Origin of the sequence: Providencia rettgeri (assembly GCF_041075285.1) — a bacterium.
Taxonomy (GTDB): Bacteria; Pseudomonadota; Gammaproteobacteria; order Enterobacterales; family Enterobacteriaceae; genus Providencia; species Providencia rettgeri_G.
In genome coordinates this window covers 2,510,516-2,530,872 of sequence record NZ_CP163512.1, presented here as the reverse complement: position 1 = coordinate 2,530,872, position 20,357 = coordinate 2,510,516, and the positions used below count along the sequence as shown (strand labels likewise).

Sequence of the window (20,357 nt, the reverse complement as noted above, 5' to 3'; positions counted from 1 at the left end):
TAGAGGTGTTTATCGTTCCTGCTGATTGTTACAGCTAGGAAGACTCAAAAACCTCCCTTAACCAAACCAACGATGGAATAACAGCTTAATATAATCGATTAAACGACTGAAAAAACCACCTTCTTCAACATCTTTTAGCACCGCTAATGGGTGTTGCTCAATGGTTTTACCATCTAACTGGAAGCTAATTGTGCCCACTTGCTGCCCTTTAGTTAGTGGTGCTTGCAACTCAGTAGTGGATAATTCGTAGCTGGCTTTTAAGTCTTTTAAACGACCACGTGGGATCGTTAGGTAGAGGTCTTCCACAACACCTAATTTGACTTCGTTTTCATCACCAAACCACACTGGGGCACTAGCGAAATCAACCCCTGCTTGCAGTGGCTTGACCGTTTCATAGAAACGAAAACCGTAAGTTAATAATTTTTTACTTTCTGCATCGCGACCTTTACTGCTTTTTCCGCCCATAACAACAGAAATTAAACGCATATCACCTTCCGTCGCGGAGGCAACAAGGTTATACCCCGCTGCGTTAGTGTGACCCGTTTTAATCCCATCAACAGCGAGGCTCTTATCCCATAATAGACCATTACGGTTAGTTTGGCGGATATTGTTAAAGGTGAATTCTTTTTCTTTGTAGATAGCATATTCTTCAGGAACATCACGCACTAGCGCTTGACCAATCAGTGCCATATCACGGGCTGAACTATATTGCCCATCGGCATCTAAACCATGAACAGTTTGAAAATGGGTGTTTTTTAAGCCCAGTTTATTCACATACCCATTCATTAATTGGACAAAATTGGCTTGATCTCCAGCAACATAATCTGCCATAGCCACACAAGCATCATTACCCGATTGTAGGTTAATACCACGAGTTAATTGAGAAACGCTGACACGATCACCCGGTTTTAAAAACATCAAAGAAGAGCCTTTAAACACAGGGTTTCCTGTTGCCCATGCATCTTCCCCCACAGTAACCATGTCATTTGCACCGATTTTACCTGATTTAATCGCTTGACCAATCACGTAGCTCGTCATCATTTTGGTTAAACTCGCCGGATCACGACGCTGATCCGCATTATTCTCAGCGAGGACTTTTCCTGAATTATAATCAATCAGAATATAAGCTTCAGCATCAATAGGTGGTGCCGCTGGGATTGAAGTATTTGGAAAAGTTTCATTAGCAGTTGCAATATTAGCAGTCAAAAGCAGTAGTGCAGAACCTAGCACAGTGTGACGCACGATGCGTGATGGAGCGACATTATTCATGGTTTTACCATTACATCCGAAATTCGGTGAACACAAGGAGGCGCAGTGTAGCAAAAGAGTGTGTGAACAAAAAAGCCCCTTTTGCATTGCGCCAATCATTTTATTGCATTTTATCTTTTTCATATGTTAAATGGATTTTTATCTCATCACTCAACATATGTGAAGTCTTAAGGTGCGACAACCATCGAAGTTTGGTTTCGTTCAGATTGCAAACGCCCTTGGATCTCTACGGCTTGTTGCCTTGTACTAAATGGCCCTAATTGCACGCGATAAATACCATTATAAGGTTGTAGGCGACCTGGTACATTAAACTGAGTTTTTAATTCATTCAGCATCGATTGTGCGTTAGCTTGGCTACTAATAGCCCCAGCTTGAACTAAGAAGCCGCGTTCTGGTACAGCCTCTTCACGAGGAGGTTGAGACGAAGGTGTTGGTGCCGGAGGTTGTAGGTTCATATCCGGCATGGTTGGCTGCATTGGTTCTTTAGGTTGTTGAACAGGCAGTACATTTTCTGGGGTCGGTAAATTTTCCATTACCGGGGTGCCCAGTGGGCCTGAACCTAATTGTGGGCGTCCCGGTAGAGCATAACTTTGTTTGACAAAGTTGGAGCCGATGGTACCAACACCCGATAAACTGCCATCTTGTGCAACCGAAATGGCATCAATTTTGATCTTTGTGGTGGGCATTAAATTTAAGCGATCTGCCGTTGCACGGGAAACTGCAATACTTTTACCCGGAATATAAGGACCACGATCATTAACGCGAACCACCATCATGCGACCATTCATCATATTAGTGATGCGAACATAGCTTGGGATAGGCAGCGTTGGGTGCGCAGCGGTTAATTCTACAGGGTTTACGCGCTCACCAATTGCGGTCATATTGCCTGTGGATTCAGCGCCGTAAATCGACGCATAACCCACTTGTGAAAACTGAGCGGGATCACGAACAATTTGGTATTGTTGACCATTACGTGAATAGTCATTATTTGCAGTAGGGTGGTATGGCTCATAATGAGGCTCTGCACCTAACACATCTTGTGTGGGCACATTTGTCGGCACTTGTGGTGCCTGCTTAACTTCTTCAGTCACACAACCACTGAGCAGCGCGGCAGTGATGCCAAGCATTATCCATTGTAAACGCATACTAAGCCTCATTTTATAAACTTTTGGATAGAAATTTTCGGTGTGTATGTATCGACATGATAATACCGAACCCAGCCATTAACACAATTAAGGCAGATCCCCCGTAACTCACCAAGGGGAGGGGAACACCAACAACGGGTAATATACCACTTACCATGCCGATATTAACAAATACATACACAAAAAGGATTAATATCAAGCCACCAACCATGACTCGACCAAATGTATTTTGCGCACTGGCGGCAATATACAATCCGCGAATAATGAGCAGGATATATAACCCGAGTAGAATAAGTACACCAACTAAACCAAGTTCTTCAGCAAGGACGGCAAAAATAAAGTCGGTATGCCTTTCAGGTAAAAACTCAAGTTGGGACTGTGTACCGTGTAACCAGCCTTTACCCATTAGCCCACCAGAACCAATGGCGATTTTAGATTGAATGATATGGTAGCCTGCGCCTAAAGGATCGGTTTCAGGATCGAGTAGCATCATGACGCGGGCTCTTTGGTAATCATGCATTAAAAAGAACCACAAAAGCGGAACAAAGGCGGCAAGTGCAACTGCGGCAACGGCGATAAGCCGCCAACTCATCCCCGCAAGAAATAGGACAAATAGGCCTGAGGCAGCGACTAAAATCGAGGTTCCAAGGTCAGGCTGCGCGGCAACTAAAAGTGTTGGAACGAAAATTAGCACTAAAGCAATCAGCGTATTTTTAAATGAAGGTGGGCAAGAATCGCGGTTCATAAAGCGAGCCACCATCAAAGGAACGGCTATTTTGGCAATTTCAGAAGGCTGAAAACGGACAAAACCCAAATCTAACCAGCGCTGAGCCCCTTTACTGATTTGCCCAAAGACATCCACGAAAACAAGTAAAATAACGCAAAAAATAAATAAATGCGGAGCCCAGTTTTCATACATACGTGGTGGAATTTGTGCCATCACAATCATGACAATAAAGCCAGTGGCGATTTGCCCAAGCTTTCTTTCCATCATGTCAGGATCTTGGCCGCTAGCACTCCACATAATAAATGCGCTATAAGCCAGAAGAGCAATAATGATCAATAACATTGGCACATCGATGTGTAGACGTGTTGATAATGAATTTATTTTCTTATCGTCAGTCATAGTCTTTATTGCCTACAGAAAAAGTTCTTAAAATGTTCATTAGCGATCTTCCCCCGCCCCTGTTACAGAGGTTGCAACTTCAGTTCGGTTATCACCTAACAGAACATGGTCAAATATTTGGCGAACAATATCGCCGACTGCTGGACCCACACCACCATTTTCTAAAATAATTGCCACAGCAAGCGTTGGCTTGTCATAAGGGGCATAGGCTATCATTAATTTGTGGTCACGTAAGTGTTCAGCCAGTTTACTTGCGTTATAGGTTTCGTAGCTAAAAACCTGTGCTGTTCCTGATTTTGCAGCCACTTTATAGGGAGTACCAATAAAACTGCGGCGACCCGTGCCGTTTGGTGCATTTGCAACACCATACATACCGTGTTTAGCCAGTTCCCAATAACCAGAGTGGATATCACCAATTTGTCTGGTTTCTTTGTCTTCATAAGGCACCATTGCATTACCTAACTTTGTGCCATACAGCAGATGAGGGGTTTTGACTTGCCCATCATTGATTAATGTCATCAACGCCTTAGACATTTGAATAGGGGTGGCTGTCCAGTAACCTTGTCCGATACCAACGGGAATAGTATCTCCTTGATACCAAGGCTTTTTGTAGCGTTTTTGTTTCCATTCACGGGTTGGCATAATACCTGAACGTTCTTCGGCGAGGTCAATACCAGTATATTCCCCGAAACCAAAACGTGTCATCCAAGCCGAAAGTCGGTCTATCCCCATGTCGTAAGCGACTTGGTAGAAAAAGGTATCTGCGGATTCAACAATAGACTTAACGACATTGAGTTTGCCGTGTCCCCAACGTTTCCAGTCTCGATAACGTTTTTCTGAACCGGGAAGTTGCCACCAACCGGGGTCAAAAATTGTTGTATTGGGTGTGATCACTTTTTCACTTAGGGCTGCAACAGAAATAAACGGTTTAACCGTCGATGCAGGGGGGTAAAGCCCTTGAGTGGTACGGTTTATCAGAGGCCTGTCAGGGTTATTTAGCAGGGCTTGATAATCTTTGCTCGAAATACCATTAACAAACAAGTTCGAGTCATAACTTGGATTAGATACCAATGCCAGTATTTCACCATTGCGTGGGTCAGTTACAACGACAGCAGCACGGCTGGTGGTGAGTAATTTTTCGATATAAGTTTGCAGTTCAAGGTCGATAGTGAGGTAAATATCGCGCCCCGCTTGAGGGGGTTGTTCATGTAACTGGCGGATCACTCGACCGCGGCTATTGACCTCGACCTCTTCATAACCCGTTTTGCCGTGCAAGATATCTTCATAGTAGCGTTCAATCCCTAACTTGCCAATGTCGTGGCTAGCGGCATAGTTTGCTAACACCCCCTCTTTATCCAAGCGTTCAACGTCTTTATCGTTAATTTTTGCGACATAACCAATCACGTGGGTTAGTGCGGAACCATAAGGATAAAAACGGCGTTGATAGCTTTTTACTTCTAAACCGGGGAAACGGTATTGGTTTACGGCAAAGCGTGCCACTTGCACTTCATTGAGTTGCGTTTTTAGCGCAATAGAGGTAAAGCGGCGCGAACGTTTACGCTCTTTTTCAAAGTTGGTGATGTCTTCATCGGTTAAATCGACGACATCACGCAATTTTTCAAGGGTTTCTTTTAAGTCACCGACTTTTTCAGGCACAATTTCCAACTGATAGAATGTGCGGTTTAGGGCAAGCTGTGTTCCTCGGCGGTCATAGATGATGCCACGGCTTGGTGCAATCGGTACTAATTTGATCCGGTTATCGTTTGAACGTGTTTGATAATCTTCATGACGGACGATTTGCAAATGATGCAAATTAGTGACAAGAATAGCAGTCAAAATAACAATCACGCCGAAAGCAATCAGCGCTCGGCGAATAAATAAGACAGATTCAGCGGTATGGTCGCGAAAAGGGGTGCGTTGTGTTTTCATCCCATTGCCATTTTGAACATATTCAAACTTAACTATTCCCGATGGTAAGGGTGATTAGTCGTAATACTCCATGCCCGATAAAGACTTTCGGCAACAAGGACTCGAACCAGCGGGTGGGGTAACGTAAGCGGTGACAGCGACCAGCTTTGCTCAGCGGCTTGTTTACAAGCAGGTGCAAGGCCTTCAGGCCCTCCAATCAGTAAACTGACATTGCGACCATCTTGTTTCCACCTATCAAGCTGAACAGCGAGTTTGGGCGTATCCCAGCGATCACCTGGAATATCCAGTGTGACAATACGATTACCTTTTCCCACAGCGGCAAGCATTAACTCGCCTTCTTTTTCCAAAATACGCTTGATATCAGCATTTTTCCCTCGTTTTCCGGCTGGAATTTCCGTTAATTCAAACGGCATATCTTTAGGAAAACGGTGGAGATAATCCATAAAGCCGGTCTGAACCCAGTCCGGCATTTTTGTTCCAACGGCGATGAGCTGTAATTTCAAACTCAGCTCCAGAGTTTTTCTAATTCATACATACGGCGACTTTCATCTTGCATGATGTGAACGATAGCATCGCCAAGATCAACAACAATCCAATCAGAAATTCCTTGCCCCTCAACACCTAACGGCATTAGCCCATTTTTGCGGCAAGCGTCGATCAACCTGTCAGCAACAGACATCAAATGACGGCTTGAGGTTCCTGTACAGATGATCATCTGATCGGTAATACTTGATTTCCCATGAACATCGATAGTGATGATATCTTCGGCTTTCGCATCATCAAGCTGATCGATAATAAATTTTTGGAGTTCAGTTCCTTGCAAAAGGTTCACCTTTTATTCAAACAAACAGAATACGATGTTAGATACTGTTTGTAGTTTATAGACAAATAGTTTACTGCCAATAAACGAATCAGACTCATTTTTAGCACAGCCATTTTACCCTAGATTTTCAGAAAAATCGGCTAAATTCTTTTTTATTCATTTTGAAGTGAAATTTATAGGGATATTGCTCATTTGGGCAAGAAGTTTGTGTTAACTTTACAAAATAACAAAAAAGTTCTTACGCTAACAAATATTTTAGAATGGGATGGATAGAGTGCAAATAATTAAGCCACAAGTTTTAATTTTTGAAGAGATTAATCACATCCCGTTTAAAACGCAGGATGACATCGTTTCTATTGTGGAATTCATAACCAATCTATCGAGTATTTCTTACTCAGGAACGGTATTGGGGGTTATTTGTGCGTCGAAAAATCTTTCTCAATTAATGGCTGGGTTTCCCGCAAATATTCCAATTTTAACGGAAGATAAATTGCAGGATATAGATCAGTGGGATGCTTTTTTAACGCAATTATATACTTTGCAGCGGCTTGAGTATTTGCAGCAACATTTAACGCATCATGAAGTGATCAAATTTCATAGTCGTCATAAATATTTGATTATGGCCTATTCCCCTGTGGGGTATCAATTGACGGGGCGTTTAGTTGCCAATATTCGCAAAGGGAGTGATTTGACACTCTTTTTTAATCAATATAAAGCCTGTTTGATGGAAATATTTTCAGTGGTTTCACCTAAAAATATTCAAGTAAATGCACTTAGCCATATGCAAGGGTATTTTAAACATAAGGCTACGCAGGATGAGAAAAAACGCTTATTGTGGCTAATTAATGATTATCGTGAAGGTAATCTGCCTATTAATCGGCCACTTATGATGATGCAGCAATTGTTGCAGCAATATCCGGATAACTACCTTCAAGAACAATATTTCTTTGCACCTTATCCTAATTGCAATGTGTTACGGGAAAACCCTTATCACTGGTAAAGACCTTGCTGACGAATATAGTGTAAAACAGCTTCTGGAATTAAGTCTCGGCAGCTATCTCCTGCACTTAATTTTTGGCGGATATCTGTCGCTGATATATTAACAAGCGGGGTATCCCCTAAAAAAATATAACCGTGGGGTGTACGGTTTAATAGTTCAGGGCTGGTGGTTTTATGTTGTGAAAGCCACGTTTGCATGTTGGGGTCAGTAAATTGTGCTGCGTACCCCGGACGCGAGCAAACCAATAAATGGCAGTTGTCTAATATTTCATCCCATCCATGCCATGTATTAATGGAAAGCAGTGAGTCTTGCCCAATAATAAAGGCTAAGGGCTGAGTAGTGCCCATTTCTTGACGTAACTCTTTCAATGTTTCAATGGTATATGAGGGGGTGTTTTTTTCCAGTTCCCGTGTATCAATCGTAAATAGCGGGTGATTTTCGATTGCTAATTTTACCATTTCCAATCGTTGTGATGGGCTGGCTTCTGGCTGCGGGCGGTGAGGGGGAACATGGTTTGGTAGCAAAATAACCTTCTGTAACCCAACTTGTTCTGCGAGGGCTTGAACTGGGCGCAAATGACCATAATGGATTGGGTCAAATGTTCCACCAAATAGTGCTTGCAGGCCAAGTGTGTTTTCTTGAGAAATGGGGTTATCAGCCATGAATAAAATTCTCTGCGAATGTCTTGCCGCATAGCAACATCGAAAGGGATTGAAGATCTGGCCATGCACCATGGCTAAAATCTTGCTTAATATGAAGTTCTGCTTGTGTTAACAACATTAATGCTGCTTGTAATTGATGCAAACTTAAACGCTGTAAAGCTTCAGTTAGCACACCACGTCGATTTTGCCAGACTTTGTGTTGGTCAAACAACGCTTTTAAAGATGTTGCCGATGATTGCCGTTTTAAGGTGACAAGCAGCATCAGTTCACGCTGGATTGAACGCAGTAAAATAACTGGCTCAACATCTTCTTGCTGTAATTGCTCAAGAATATGCCACGAACGGCGTGGTTTCCCCGCCAATAGGGCATCAACCCAATGATATGGCGTGAAGTGTGCTGAATCATTTACCGCACTTTCAACACGGGGATAGGTCAATTTACCATCAGGGTAAAGCAACGAAAGTCGTTCAAGGGCTTGGGCTAGACCCAATAAATTCCCTTCATAGCAATAACATAGTAGTTGATTGGCTTCTGCTTCCAGAGATAGCCGCATACTGTATGCCCGTTTAGATACCCATTGAGGTAAACGCTGATATTCAGGCGTTAAGCAACTGACATAAATTGCATCTTGGCTAATCGCTTTAAACCATGGACTGTTTTCTTGAGCTTTGGTTAGTTTATGACCTCGTAGCACCAACAGGAGATCAGCATGCAATAATGGCGCTAATTGGTTTAATTTTTCCGCCATAGCCGCATTTGGGCCATTTTCGGGGAGCAGTAAGGTGAGCGTTTGGCGGCTGGCGAATAAGCTTAGTGCTTGACTCAAGCTAAAAATTTCATCCCAATCCGTGTTTTGCTCTAGGGTGAAAGTAAAATGCTCTGCAAAGCCCTGATCAGTGGCGGCTTTGCGGATCGCATCCTGACTTTCTTGAAGAAGAAGGGGCTCATTGCCCCAAATTAAATAGCGGCCTCTTAGAGACTCTTGTAACGAAGAGGCCAGCTGTTCAGGGTAAATACGCGTCATTATGGTTGAGTGTTAGTTTCAGCCGCTTGAGTTTTGGCTTTTTCAAGCTCAGCTGAGTGAACCAGCAGTAGCTTGCGAACGATATTTCGTGCCGCTTGCTCTTGCATTTCTTGCTTAACAATCTCTTTTTCCGCATCTTTTGCAAGTGCTTCTAATGGATTATCAAAGAAAGTGCGTTCTACGCGACTTTGCAGCGGGTAAATCGCACCATCTGGCATCAAAACTTGCGCATTCATGGTGAACGTTAATTGTTTCTCGGCAGCCTTACCATCTTGATAAATCGAAACGGTTTCGGTGTTTTCACTTGAACCGGTGATTTTCAAAATTGGGACGCTCGCGTTGCCTGTTTCGAGGATCGTCACGTTATTGAGTCGCAGTTGTTCCCGAAGAGCTCGTGTTAGGTAGCCGTATGGGTCGTTTGAACTCAGTTGCAATGTTTTCAATTCTTCAGGAATTTGGGTTGTCCCCTGTAAACGAAAACCGCAACCAGCGGTGACTAGCACCGCAAGACTCAAAAATAAAGTTATCAGATAACGCACCTGGCCTCCTTATCAGCCAACAACCTAATATCAACCTACAACAAGGTTCAGCAATTTGCCTGGTACATAGATTACTTTGCGAATACTGACTTCTTCAAGATATTTCGCGACGCTCGGCTCTTTTTGTGCCATATCTAAGACAAATTCCTGATTGGCATCAGCTGGAACGGTAATACGCCCACGCACTTTACCATTGACTTGAACAACCACCAGTTTGGTGTCATCAATCATCGCTTGTTCGTCAGCGACGGGCCAATTTGCAAAATCAACATCTTCTTCATGACCCAGCGCTTTCCACATTTCGAAACACGCATGTGGAATAATAGGGTTGAGCATCAAGGTAATCGCATCAAGAGACTCTTGTACTAATGCGCGGTCTTGTTCGCTTTCTTGTGGTGCACGAACTAATTTGTTCATAAACTCCATAATGGCAGCGATAGCGGTATTGAATGCATAGCGACGACCAATATCATCCGTCACCTTCGCGATAGTTTTGTGCAGATCACGACGTAAATCTTTTTGTTCTGGGGTTAATGCATTGAGATCTAAAGATGAAACTGCACCTTTTTGTGTGTGCTCATGCACTAAACGCCAGACACGACGAACGAAACGGTTTGCACCTTCAACGCTTGACTCTTGCCATTCGAGGGTTAATTCTGGCGGAGCGGCGAACATCATAAACAGGCGAACAGTATCTGCACCGTATTTCTCAACCATCAGTTGCGGGTCAATACCGTTATTTTTGGACTTAGACATTTTGCTCATGCCGGTATAAACCAGTTCATGACCTTGCGCATCTACGGCTTTAACAATTCGGTTTTTGCTATCACGTTCAACAATTGCTTCTGCTGGTGAAACCCAAACGCGTTGACCGTCACTTCCTGTATAGTAGAACGCATCGGCTAATACCATGCCTTGACACAGTAAGCGTTTAGCAGGTTCATCGGAATTCACTAAGCCTGCATCGCGCATCAGTTTGTGGAAGAAGCGGAAGTACATTAAGTGCATGATGGCGTGTTCGATACCGCCGATATATTGATCAACAGGCAACCAGTAGTTGGCTGCGGTTGGATCTAACATACCTTCGTTATGTTGCGGACAAGTATAACGTGCGTAGTACCAAGATGATTCCATAAAGGTATCGAAAGTATCCGTTTCACGCAGTGCGGGCTGACCATCAATGGTGATTTTCGCCCACTCAGGATCTGCTTTAATCGGGCTGGTGATACCATTCATGACTACATCTTCAGGTAAAATCACTGGCAGTTGATCTTCAGGAACAGGCACAACAGTGCCATCTTCCAATGTTGCCATTGGGATCGGTGCACCCCAGTAGCGTTGGCGAGAAACCCCCCAGTCACGTAAACGATAATTCACTTTACGCTGACCAGCACCTAACGCAACCAGTTTGTCAGAAATCGCATTAAAGCCTGCCTCATGATCTAAACCGCTAAATTCGCCTGAATTGATCAGGGAATTTTTCTCTGTCATGGCTTCTTTAGATAAATCGGGTTCATGACCTTCTGCATCAGCAATGACGGCTTTAATTGGCAGGTTGTACTTGTGAGCAAACTCCCAGTCACGTTGGTCATGAGCAGGAACCGCCATTACTGCACCTGTGCCGTATTCCATTAACACAAAGTTAGCGACCCAAATAGGTAATTTTTCTTGGGTTAATGGGTGGATAACATATAAGCCTGTCGCCATGCCTTTTTTATCCATAGTCGCCATATCCGCTTCAGCGGTTTTGGTGTTACGGCATTCATCGATAAATTGGGCTAATTCAGCATTATTTGCTGCCGCTTCTTTTGCTAGTGGGTGGCCCGCAGCAACTGCGACATAAGTTGCCCCCATAAAGGTATCTGGACGAGTGGTGTAAACCGTTAATGTTTCAGCACGATCAGCTACGTTAAAGGTAATTTCAGTCCCTTCAGAGCGGCCGATCCAGTTGCGTTGCATGGTTTTAACTTGCTCAGGCCAATCTTCTAATTTATCCAGATCGTTGAGCAATTCTTCTGCGTAATCTGTGATTTTAATAAACCATTGTGGAATTTCTTTGCGTTCAACAGGGGTGTCGCAACGCCAGCAGCAACCATCAACCACTTGTTCGTTCGCTAAAACGGTTAAATCATGTGGACACCAGTTAACCGCGGAAGTTTTTTTATACACTAAGCCTTTTTCATATAACTTAGTGAAAAACCACTGTTCCCAACGATAATATTCAGGGGTACAAGTGGTGACTTCACGATCCCAATCATAACCGAAGCCCAACATTTTCAGTTGGCCTTTCATGTAATCAATGTTGGCGTATGTCCAAGGCGCTGGTGCTGTATTATTTTTAACAGCAGCGCCTTCCGCTGGCAGACCAAACGCATCCCAACCAATGGGTTGGAGAACGTTTTTCCCCAACATACGTTGGTAACGGGAAATGACGTCACCAATGGTGTAGTTACGTACGTGGCCCATGTGTAGTCGACCAGAAGGGTAAGGTAGCATGGACAGGCAGTAATATTTCTCTTTGCTGTTGTCTTCAGTCACTTTGAAAGTTGCTTTTTCATCCCAGTGACGCTGTACTTTAGGCTCTATATCTTCTGGACGATATTGTTCTTGCATGGCACCGATAATCCTATGGTGAATAAATGCTACATCTGTAGCGTGAATGTCTTTCTTAATTAAGATCCGCATAGCATAGCGGATCCACACCGAAAACAACAATAGTTGATTAGCTGAACCTGCGGGGGAAGCTGGACATTGCTTTTCGGGGAACGGATCAGGATATTTTACGCTGATAACCAAACAACTTAACTAAAAAGTCAGGCAAATGGTAGTGGTTTCTTGAACTATTTCAAATTCAGTGAGTTGTTATTGATTTTTGGGCAAGCAAGGGGACATTGTAAGATGGATGAAAATGCAGCGATCTGCAAAGATGAGTAGATTGCACTAAAATAAAATATGGAGACAAACGTGAGGATATCGAATGACTAAGCTAAATGCACAGTGCCACTGTGGCGCAGTAAAATTTACTGTGGAACCGACCAATGGGTTTAATACCATTCGCCGTTGTAATTGCTCTTTTTGTGCTATGCGAGGCGCGATTGCCATTTCCGCGCCATTGTCAGGGATAAAGGTTGTTGAGGGCAAAGAAAAACTGACTGAATACCGTTTTAATACTCGTCAAGCGGTGCATTTTTTCTGCTCAGTATGTGGAATTTATACTTTTCACCAAAGACGTTCCAATCCGGAAGAATATGGGGTTAATGTGGCTTGTATAGAGGGCGTCTCCCCGTTTGATTTTGCTGAGGTCAACGTCATGGACGGCATTAACCATCCTAAAGATGGCGGTGGTGGTGTTATTGGAAAACTGATTTATAAAGAATTAAATAAAAGCTAATAACGATGGAATATGAGTAACATGTGGCAGATAATCTGACGACCTTCTGCCACACAGTTAAACACTTAATGCAGAATTTTCGCCAAGAAATCTTTGGCGCGCTCTGATTGTGGATTAGCGAAGAAATCTTCTTTCTTGCTATCTTCAACAATCTTACCTTCATCCATAAAAATGACGCGATTGGCCACTTTTTTGGCAAAGCCCATTTCATGAGTGACCACCATCATGGTCATTCCTTCATTGGCGAGTTCTACCATCACATCAAGCACCTCGTTGATCATTTCAGGGTCAAGTGCAGACGTAGGCTCATCAAATAACATGGCGATTGGATCCATGCAAAGTGCACGTGCGATAGCAACACGCTGTTGCTGACCGCCTGAAAGCTGAGCGGGGAACTTATTGGCGTGGTTAGCTAAACCCACCCGTTCTAGTAGTTTCAAGCCTTTCGCTTCTGCTTCTTTTTTATCGCGGTTAAGTACTTTGACTTGCGCCAGCGTCAGGTTTTCAATAATGGATAGGTGTGGAAATAATTCAAAGTGTTGGAATACCATCCCCACTTTAGAACGCAGTTTCGCAAGGTCTGTTTTTTTGCTATTAACTTGAATATCATTCACAAAAATCTCACCCTGTTGAATAGGTTCCAAACCATTCACTGTTTTTATTAATGTGGATTTACCTGAACCAGATGGCCCACAAACTACCACAACTTCGCCTTTTTTAACTTCAGTTGTGCAGTCTGTCAGCACCTGAAATTGGCCATACCATTTAGAGACATTTTTCAGGGTAATCATGAAACAGTCCTTTTCTTTAGATAATTCACTAACATTGAAGCGCCAAAACTAATAATAAAGTACACCAGACCTGCAAACAGTACCATCTCTACCTGCGTGCCATCTCGTTCACCAATATTTGTGGCAGTACGGAAGAAATCGGTTAAGCTCAGGACATACACAAGGGATGAGTCCTGAAATAACACAATACCTTGCGTTAATAACAGAGGTACCATCGCTTTAAACGCTTGCGGTAATACCACCAGTCTCATGGTTTGCATTTGTGTCATGCCGAGTGCTAATGCCGCAGAGGCTTGACCACGGGAAATACTTTGAATACCTGCACGAATGATTTCGGAATAATAGGCCGCTTCAAAAAGAGAGAAGGCTATCATTGCTGAAATCAAACGAATATCATTTTTTGGTGATAAGCCTAGCACATTTTGTAATAAGCTCGGTACGATTAAATAGAACCATAACAAGACCATAACCAGTGGAATCGAACGGAACGTATTCACATAGAGAGCCGCAAACCAGCTAATTGGCTTGAAGGTTGACAAGCGCATGACCGCTAATACGGTTCCCCATAAAATGCCCACCACTATAGCGGTTAAGGTAATTTTAGCTGTCACAATAAAGCCATCAATTAAGAAGGGCATACTTGGGGCTATTGAGCTCCAATCAAAATCATAAATCATTTTATCGCCCTCCTAATGTGCCAGGTAAGCGAACCTTGCGCTCTAATAACGTCATCAAAATCATAATGATAACGTTAATACCGATATAAGCTAATGTAATTGCAGTGAATGACTCCCAGGCATGGGCAGAGTAATCCAGCAATTTGCCTGCTTGTGCTGCCATATCGACTAACCCGATGGTTGAGGCAATGGCAGAGTTTTTCACCAAGTTCAACATTTCTGAGGTCATTGGTGGCAATATTACGCGATACGCATTTGGTAATAACACGTAGCGATAGGTTTGTGGCAAGGTTAAGCCCATCGCCAAAGCGGCATTTTTTTGCCCTCTTGGCAGGGATTGTATTGCGGCGCGTACTTGTTCGGTCATACGTGCAGCCGTAAATAACCCAAGGCATAACATCGAGGAGAGAAAGAATTGATAGTTAGGATCTAACTCCATTTTAAACCAATCACCGATTGAGCGCGGAAGCAGCTCAGGGATCACTAAATACCATGTGAAAAATTGTACAATGAGTGGCACGTTACGGAATAATTCCACATAAGCAGTCCCTAAAAAAGCTAAAAAGCGGTTAGGGACGGTACGCAAAATACCGAAAAATGAACCGACTAAGAATGCGATAATCCATGCGCAAATAGAAAGTGTAACAGTGACTTCTAAGCCAGATATTAACCACCCTAAATAGGTGGTATTCCCAAATGGGGCTTCCTGAAGGAAAATCCCCCAATTCCAATTGATTGACATAATATTGACTTCCTGTGGGCAATTAGATTGTCCCGAATACTAGGGGCTGCTTATCTTTGAAGGCCGATTTTTATTCGAATTAACGTCATATTAGGCAAGGCGAGAAATTCGCCGCCGAGTGAACTCGGATAGAGTCCTTAACGTAGCATCAAATGCGTGAAACTCGCTTTAATCGAACCCATAAGGCAGCGTTTAAGCATCATACTTCATTCAAATAAGAGTCAGTCAGCTTGATTGACACATTTATCCATTGTTTGGGTTATTTTTTTGACCTTCCTTAGCTGTCAAAATCAGCAGGAAAGATAAACTGCCTTAAGTAGAGTAAGCAAGGCGGGGAACGACCGCCTTGCTACCCTGACTTCCAGTAACACCCTGTTTGTCTTTTTTATTAGTTTAGTGCTTTGTCATTTGGCGCTTTAAATAGCGCTTTCATTTCGTCGGACAACGTAAACTTCAGATTCAGATTTTTTGGTGGGATAGGTTGATTGAACCAGCGATCAAATGATTTTTCAGCTTTTCCTGAGGTTTGTACCGCTGCGATAGTTTCATCGACCAGCGCTTTAAATTGCGGATCGTCTTTACGCAGCATACAGCCATACGCTTCTTCTGTTTGTGGCTTACCAACGATCTCCCAAATTTCAGGTTTTTTCGCTTTCGCACGCTCACCGGCTAACAGAGCATCGTCCATCATAAAGGCAACGGCGCGACCAGATTCTAAGGTACGGAATGAATCGCCATGGTCTTTGGCGCTGATAATGCGCATTTTCATGTTCTTTTCGTCATTTAGCTGATTTAACAGAATTTCAGACGTTGTACCGGAGGTTACAACTACGTTTTTTCCTGCTAAGTCAGCAAAATCTTTGACACCAGAATCATTCTTAGTGAGTAAGCGTGTACCAACCACGAAAATCGTGTTGGAGAACGCAGCTTGTTTTTGTCTTTCTACGTTATTGGTGGTTGAACCACATTCGAAGTCAAAGGTACCATTTTGTAGCAATGGAATACGGTTTTGCGATGTAATTGGAATTAATTTTACTTGCAGATCAGGCATGTTTAATTTTTTCTTCACTGCATCAACGATTTCGTTTGAGTAGTCCTGCGAATAGCCAACGACTTTTTGGTTATTGTCATAATAAGAAAATGGCACGGAGGATTCTCGGTGGCCAACAACAATCACACCGTTGTCTTTGATTTTTTTCAGAGTACCGTTTAACTCATCTGCTTGAACCGCGCAGGTTGCACCTAAAAGCATCATTGATAATACAAGCTTACTTATACGCATATTACAGCTCCTTTCAAACATCGGTGTAAACCCGTCATACTTCAAATGTCCCCTGCCATAGAACGAAGTTACATTTGAATGACGCTGGCTTTGTAGTGTTGTATTTGCTGATATATCGAGGATTTAGATAATACCACGATTATCGGCTGTATGTTTTATTATTGTTAAAAAGTAATTAAATTTGTTAACCAATGAAATTGAATTGTTTCAATTTCGAGAGCTATCTCGCATATTATTTGGTGGATCCTTGAATCAGCGCACTAATATGACGGATAACGACTAAAAATTGTTTAAAACTGATAATCATGCACGGTTAAGGTGCAAATTAGGGTCACTTTCATTTCTGTGTAAGATGTAGCAATTTCTGTGCCTAGTTTTAGAGATAGCTGAACTTTTGTTTATCGAAAAGGAAAACGTATTTGTAAAGTTAGATGATGGTACTTGTACGGAATATTTTGCTGTGTAAGATGTAACCTCCATTTAACTTATAGATGGCATAGCGGTATTAGTCAAAGTTCGATTTTTATCGTTATTATTGCTAAAGTTGTTTAGTTGGTGTTATTTCAGGAAGATATACCGAGAAACGCATGAACAGGCATTTAAAATTAGGTAAAGGATTAGTGATATTCGCCTGTCTGATGGTGTTGGTTTGTATGAATCAACGTGCCGTCGGAGAGCGTCTATTTGCCAATTTTTTGGTGCCAAACGTTTTAGGTCACACACAAAGCAGTGCTGGGTCTAACCTTACCTATATAGATAAATCTCAATTAGAACAGAGTGATAGCAGTACGCATCTTTCCAGTTGTGAGCTTAGTGCTAAATCTTTAGTCACATTGTTGCCTGCTGTTATTGAACCTTTCTTCTTTATGTTCCTTGCTTTAGCTGCATTAATGGTATTTTGCACTAATCTATTTATATCTAGAGCAAACAATGAAGAAAAACATGCCCCTCCCAGAGTCAGACGACATTTACAGTTTTGTAATCTTCGGAATTAGCGCACAACGAATTGCCATTCGTTTGTGTAATTTATTCTGGAGGAAACAATGCGTTTTTTAATTAATTCATTTTTGATTTTATTTGCTTTATTTTCTAGCAGCTTACAGGCTGCGGATACGGGGTGGTTACAACCTGCGAAAACGGGTTGGATGAGTGATAACACACCAATGCATGCACAAGTTCGTCTGTTAAGTTCAACCCAACAAGATGATGGCAAAATAGATATTTTGTTGGATGTAAAACTTGATGATGGCTGGAAAACATATTGGCGTTCACCGGGAGAAGGCGGCGTTGCGCCTGAAATAGTTTGGTCAACCCCTATCGAAACGGTGGATTGGCAATGGCCAGCTCCGGGACGCTTTGATGTTGCTGGGGTGTCAACTCAGGGGTATATGGGGGATATTATCTTCCCTATTACGGTTTCCAGTGCTGAAAAGCTCACTAAACTCGCTGGGGTTTTAACGCTATCGACCTGTAGTAATGTGTGTATTTTAACGGATTATCCCTTTGAACTTGATTTAACCGAGCCAACCCCCGCTGATTTTATATGGGCTTTTAATCAAGCCAAAGGGGCTGTGCCGCCAACGAGTGGCTTAGTCGAGCAAATAAAAACCGGCTTTGCGAATGAAAAGCTGGTTATTGAGTTGCAAAAAAGCTCAGGTAATCCATGGGTTAAACCGAACATTTTCACTGATGTGGTGGAAGGGGCAATCTTAGGGGTGCCTGTCATTAAAACATCAGGAAATAACCTCACTGCAACTATCGATGTAAGCGATGATTGGGGCGAGGCGTCACCAGACTTAACAGGTAAAACAGTCTCTTTTGTGGTCACTGATGGTGACATTTCCCAGCAAATTAGCAGTGAAGTAACGCCATTTACTGGTGTGATCAGTCAAAATAGTGCTGGCAGTGCGATCGCCTTGTGGCAAGTCGTCTTATTCGCTGTCGTTGGGGGATTAATTCTTAACTTAATGCCATGCGTTCTCCCTGTGCTTGCAATGAAACTGGGCTCCGTGCTGATGGTGCCTCAAGGTGAGCAAAAAACTATTCGTCGCCAATTTTTGCTGTCTTCCTCAGGGATCTTAGTCTCCTTTTGGTTACTCGCCCTGCTGATGACGTTGCTACGGGTTGGTCAGCAAGCGGTTGGCTGGGGAATTCAATTTCAAAATCCGTGGTTTATTGGGTTTATGGTGCTGGTGACTGCTCTGTTTACCGCGAATTTATTTGGTCTATTCGAAATTAATCTTGGCAGTAAAACTAACACACGTCTTGCGACGGCGGGTGGTCATGGTAATAGTGGTCATTTTTGGCAGGGAGTTTTTGCTACGCTGTTAGCTACACCGTGTTCTGCACCATTTTTGGGCACAGCAGTGGCTTTTGCCCTTGCGGCACCGATGAGTGAACTCTGGCTTATTTTCACTGCATTAGGTATAGGGATGAGCTTACCTTGGTTGCTGATTGCCGCTTTCCCTGCTATCGCTAAATTATTACCCAAACCAGGTACATGGATGTTGAAGTTGCGCGCTGTACTTGGTCTGATGATGTTAGTGTCTAGCCTATGGTTGATTAGCTTGTTAATTCCCCATTTTGGTGCAACTTATTCCACGGCGATTGCGATGATATTCTTAGTTTTGCTGGTGGTCTTTATTGCTATCAAAAGGGGAATAAAAGCAGCCATTTTCCCATTCGTGTTATTTGCACTGTTTGCAGGGGCCTTTGTTTGGATGACTCAAGACCAGCAGACTGGAAGCCGTGCATTGGTGAAAGATTCGGTTAACTGGCAGCCTTTGACGGAGCAGGCGATTAATGAGGCGTTGGCCAATAACCAGCGAGTCTTTATTGATGTTACTGCGGAATGGTGTGTTACCTGTAAGGCAAACAAATACAATGTATTATTAAGAGATGATATTCAGCAGCTACTCAGTGAGCCTGATGTTGTCGCATTACGTGGAGATTGGACAAAACCCTCTCCTGAAATTACTGCGTTTTTGCAAAAACGTGGGCAAGTTGCAGTTCCCTTTAATCAGATTTATGGCCCTAATTTGGCCGACGGCGAAGTACTGTCAACAATACTTGACCGTGGATCGCTAATCTCAGTTATGAATCAGGCCAAAGGAGCCACAAAATGAAAAAAACAATTTTAGCTGTTCTGTTCTCATCTCTCATGATCGGTGCAACAGCACAAGGCGCACCATTAACGGCAGACCAAGAAGCACAAGTACGAAAGTTAGTGCGTGATACATTAGTTGAAAACCCAGAAATTCTCGAAGAAGCAATAGTTGCTCTGCAAGCAAAACAAGGCGAAAAGCAACAAGCGCAGATGAAAGAAACACTCAAAGCGGAGCACGACGCACTATTTAATGACCCAACAAGTCCGCGTTTGGGGAAAAAAGATGCCAAGCTGGTTCTTGTCAACTTTACCGATTTTAACTGCCCGTATTGCAAACGCTTTGATCCTCAATTGGTCGATATTGTAAAAAAATATCCCGATGACGTTGCTGTGGTGATCAAGTACTTACCTTTTAAGGGGCAAACGTCTTTAGATTCAGCACAACTGACCATGACACTGTGGCAGGAAGATCCAAAAGCATTCGAAGCACTACATCATAAGTTTATGCAAAAACAAGGCATGTTATCCGATGCGAATATTAAAGATGCACTCAAAGCAACAGGTAACGATAAGCTCAAAGCGAGTGAGAAAAGCCGTGAAGGTATCCGCACCAATATGATGTTGGCGGAAAAACTTGGGGTCAATGGAACGCCAGCGACGTTAGTGGGCGATGAGATGATCCCAGGGGCTATCGATGCACAGCAGTTTGAAGCGGTGGTGAAGGAGCAGTTAGCCAAGCTGAAATAATCTTCCTCGTCATAGTTCGCGCTGTGGCGTATGCTCGTCATACTTCGTGCTGTGGTGTTGTTGGCTTAGCTCCTCTTGCTGCCCAGCCACAACACGAATTATTT

Annotated in this window: 19 protein-coding genes; 5 read left to right on the top strand and 14 right to left on the bottom strand. The window is 43.1% G+C overall.

The annotated features are described in order from the left end of the window. Window positions 1–57: 57 nt before the first annotated feature. From dacA to rsfS, 6 genes are all read right to left on the bottom strand, one after another. On the bottom strand, window positions 58–1,269 hold the full coding sequence (dacA, locus tag AB6N04_RS11475) for a D-alanyl-D-alanine carboxypeptidase DacA (protein ID WP_369308429.1): 1,212 nt from the start codon (window positions 1,267–1,269) through the stop codon (window positions 58–60). A 167-nt stretch (window positions 1,270–1,436) separates the two neighbouring features. Next, window positions 1,437–2,414, bottom strand: a complete 978-nt coding sequence (rlpA, locus tag AB6N04_RS11470) for an endolytic peptidoglycan transglycosylase RlpA (protein ID WP_369308428.1) — start codon at window positions 2,412–2,414, stop codon at window positions 1,437–1,439. A gap of 13 nt (window positions 2,415–2,427) precedes the next feature. Then, entirely contained in the window at window positions 2,428–3,540 is a 1,113-nt protein-coding gene (mrdB, locus tag AB6N04_RS11465; protein ID WP_369308427.1) for a peptidoglycan glycosyltransferase MrdB, read from the bottom strand. Window positions 3,541–3,579: 39 nt separating this feature from the next. Then, entirely contained in the window at window positions 3,580–5,469 is a 1,890-nt protein-coding gene (gene mrdA / locus AB6N04_RS11460) for a peptidoglycan DD-transpeptidase MrdA (protein ID WP_369308426.1), read from the bottom strand. A gap of 32 nt (window positions 5,470–5,501) precedes the next feature. Beyond that, the gene (rlmH, locus tag AB6N04_RS11455; protein WP_369308425.1) at window positions 5,502–5,972 is read right to left on the bottom strand and encodes a 23S rRNA (pseudouridine(1915)-N(3))-methyltransferase RlmH; all 471 of its coding nucleotides are present in this window, start codon (window positions 5,970–5,972) and stop codon (window positions 5,502–5,504) included. A 2-nt stretch (window positions 5,973–5,974) separates the two neighbouring features. After that, the gene (gene rsfS / locus AB6N04_RS11450; protein ID WP_369308424.1) at window positions 5,975–6,301 is read right to left on the bottom strand and encodes a ribosome silencing factor; all 327 of its coding nucleotides are present in this window, start codon (window positions 6,299–6,301) and stop codon (window positions 5,975–5,977) included. Window positions 6,302–6,566: 265 nt separating this feature from the next. Here rsfS and AB6N04_RS11445 point away from each other — a divergent pair, with 265 nt between their 5' ends. Then, entirely contained in the window at window positions 6,567–7,292 is a 726-nt protein-coding gene (locus AB6N04_RS11445) for a YbgA family protein (protein WP_369308423.1), read from the top strand. On the opposite strand, the gene nadD is transcribed toward AB6N04_RS11445, so the two are convergent. Genes nadD through leuS form a run of 4 tightly spaced genes read right to left on the bottom strand, consistent with a single transcriptional unit; the run spans window position 7,283 to window position 12,130 of the window. Next, on the bottom strand, window positions 7,283–7,954 hold the full coding sequence (nadD, locus tag AB6N04_RS11440; RefSeq protein ID WP_369308422.1) for a nicotinate-nucleotide adenylyltransferase: 672 nt from the start codon (window positions 7,952–7,954) through the stop codon (window positions 7,283–7,285). The genes AB6N04_RS11445 and nadD overlap by 10 nt on opposite strands. Further along, complete coding sequence (holA, locus tag AB6N04_RS11435; protein ID WP_369308421.1) at window positions 7,947–8,978, bottom strand: DNA polymerase III subunit delta; 1,032 nt, start codon at window positions 8,976–8,978, stop codon at window positions 7,947–7,949. The genes nadD and holA overlap by 8 nt, the downstream gene beginning before the upstream one ends. Continuing rightward, window positions 8,978–9,517, bottom strand: coding sequence for an LPS assembly lipoprotein LptE (gene lptE, locus AB6N04_RS11430; protein WP_369308420.1), 540 nt, complete (start codon window positions 9,515–9,517; stop codon window positions 8,978–8,980). The genes holA and lptE overlap by 1 nt, the downstream gene beginning before the upstream one ends. Window positions 9,518–9,547: 30 nt before the next feature. Next, window positions 9,548–12,130 (bottom strand): leucine--tRNA ligase, encoded by a 2,583-nt coding sequence (leuS, locus tag AB6N04_RS11425; RefSeq protein ID WP_369312085.1) that lies wholly within the window; start codon window positions 12,128–12,130, stop codon window positions 9,548–9,550. A 364-nt stretch (window positions 12,131–12,494) separates the two neighbouring features. Between leuS and AB6N04_RS11420 the strand changes: the two genes are divergently transcribed. Then, window positions 12,495–12,908: a GFA family protein gene (locus tag AB6N04_RS11420; RefSeq protein ID WP_369308419.1), complete on the top strand. Its 414-nt coding sequence runs from the start codon at window positions 12,495–12,497 to the stop codon at window positions 12,906–12,908. Window positions 12,909–12,973: 65 nt separating this feature from the next. Here the strand turns inward: AB6N04_RS11420 and AB6N04_RS11415 are convergent, their stop codons facing one another. The 4 genes from AB6N04_RS11415 to AB6N04_RS11400 all read right to left on the bottom strand — a co-directional run bounded on the left by AB6N04_RS11415 (window position 12,974) and on the right by AB6N04_RS11400 (window position 16,400). Continuing rightward, the gene (locus AB6N04_RS11415; protein WP_369308418.1) at window positions 12,974–13,699 is read right to left on the bottom strand and encodes an amino acid ABC transporter ATP-binding protein; all 726 of its coding nucleotides are present in this window, start codon (window positions 13,697–13,699) and stop codon (window positions 12,974–12,976) included. Continuing rightward, window positions 13,696–14,373, bottom strand: coding sequence for a glutamate/aspartate ABC transporter permease GltK (gltK, locus tag AB6N04_RS11410; RefSeq protein WP_206085472.1), 678 nt, complete (start codon window positions 14,371–14,373; stop codon window positions 13,696–13,698). The genes AB6N04_RS11415 and gltK overlap by 4 nt, the downstream gene beginning before the upstream one ends. 4 nt (window positions 14,374–14,377) lie before the next feature. Continuing rightward, on the bottom strand, window positions 14,378–15,118 hold the full coding sequence (locus AB6N04_RS11405) for an amino acid ABC transporter permease (protein ID WP_369308417.1): 741 nt from the start codon (window positions 15,116–15,118) through the stop codon (window positions 14,378–14,380). A gap of 388 nt (window positions 15,119–15,506) precedes the next feature. Beyond that, window positions 15,507–16,400: an amino acid ABC transporter substrate-binding protein gene (locus AB6N04_RS11400; RefSeq protein ID WP_369308416.1), complete on the bottom strand. Its 894-nt coding sequence runs from the start codon at window positions 16,398–16,400 to the stop codon at window positions 15,507–15,509. Between the two features lie 653 nt (window positions 16,401–17,053). Between AB6N04_RS11400 and AB6N04_RS11395 the strand changes: the two genes are divergently transcribed. Genes AB6N04_RS11395 through AB6N04_RS11385 form a run of 3 tightly spaced genes read left to right on the top strand, consistent with a single transcriptional unit; the run spans window position 17,054 to window position 20,253 of the window. Continuing rightward, on the top strand, window positions 17,054–17,395 hold the full coding sequence (locus AB6N04_RS11395) for a metal resistance protein (RefSeq protein ID WP_369308415.1): 342 nt from the start codon (window positions 17,054–17,056) through the stop codon (window positions 17,393–17,395). Window positions 17,396–17,443: 48 nt separating this feature from the next. Then, window positions 17,444–19,525: a protein-disulfide reductase DsbD family protein gene (locus AB6N04_RS11390; protein WP_369308414.1), complete on the top strand. Its 2,082-nt coding sequence runs from the start codon at window positions 17,444–17,446 to the stop codon at window positions 19,523–19,525. Continuing rightward, window positions 19,522–20,253: a DsbA family protein gene (locus tag AB6N04_RS11385; protein WP_369308413.1), complete on the top strand. Its 732-nt coding sequence runs from the start codon at window positions 19,522–19,524 to the stop codon at window positions 20,251–20,253. The genes AB6N04_RS11390 and AB6N04_RS11385 overlap by 4 nt, the downstream gene beginning before the upstream one ends. The last annotated feature ends 104 nt before the right edge of the window (window positions 20,254–20,357 follow it).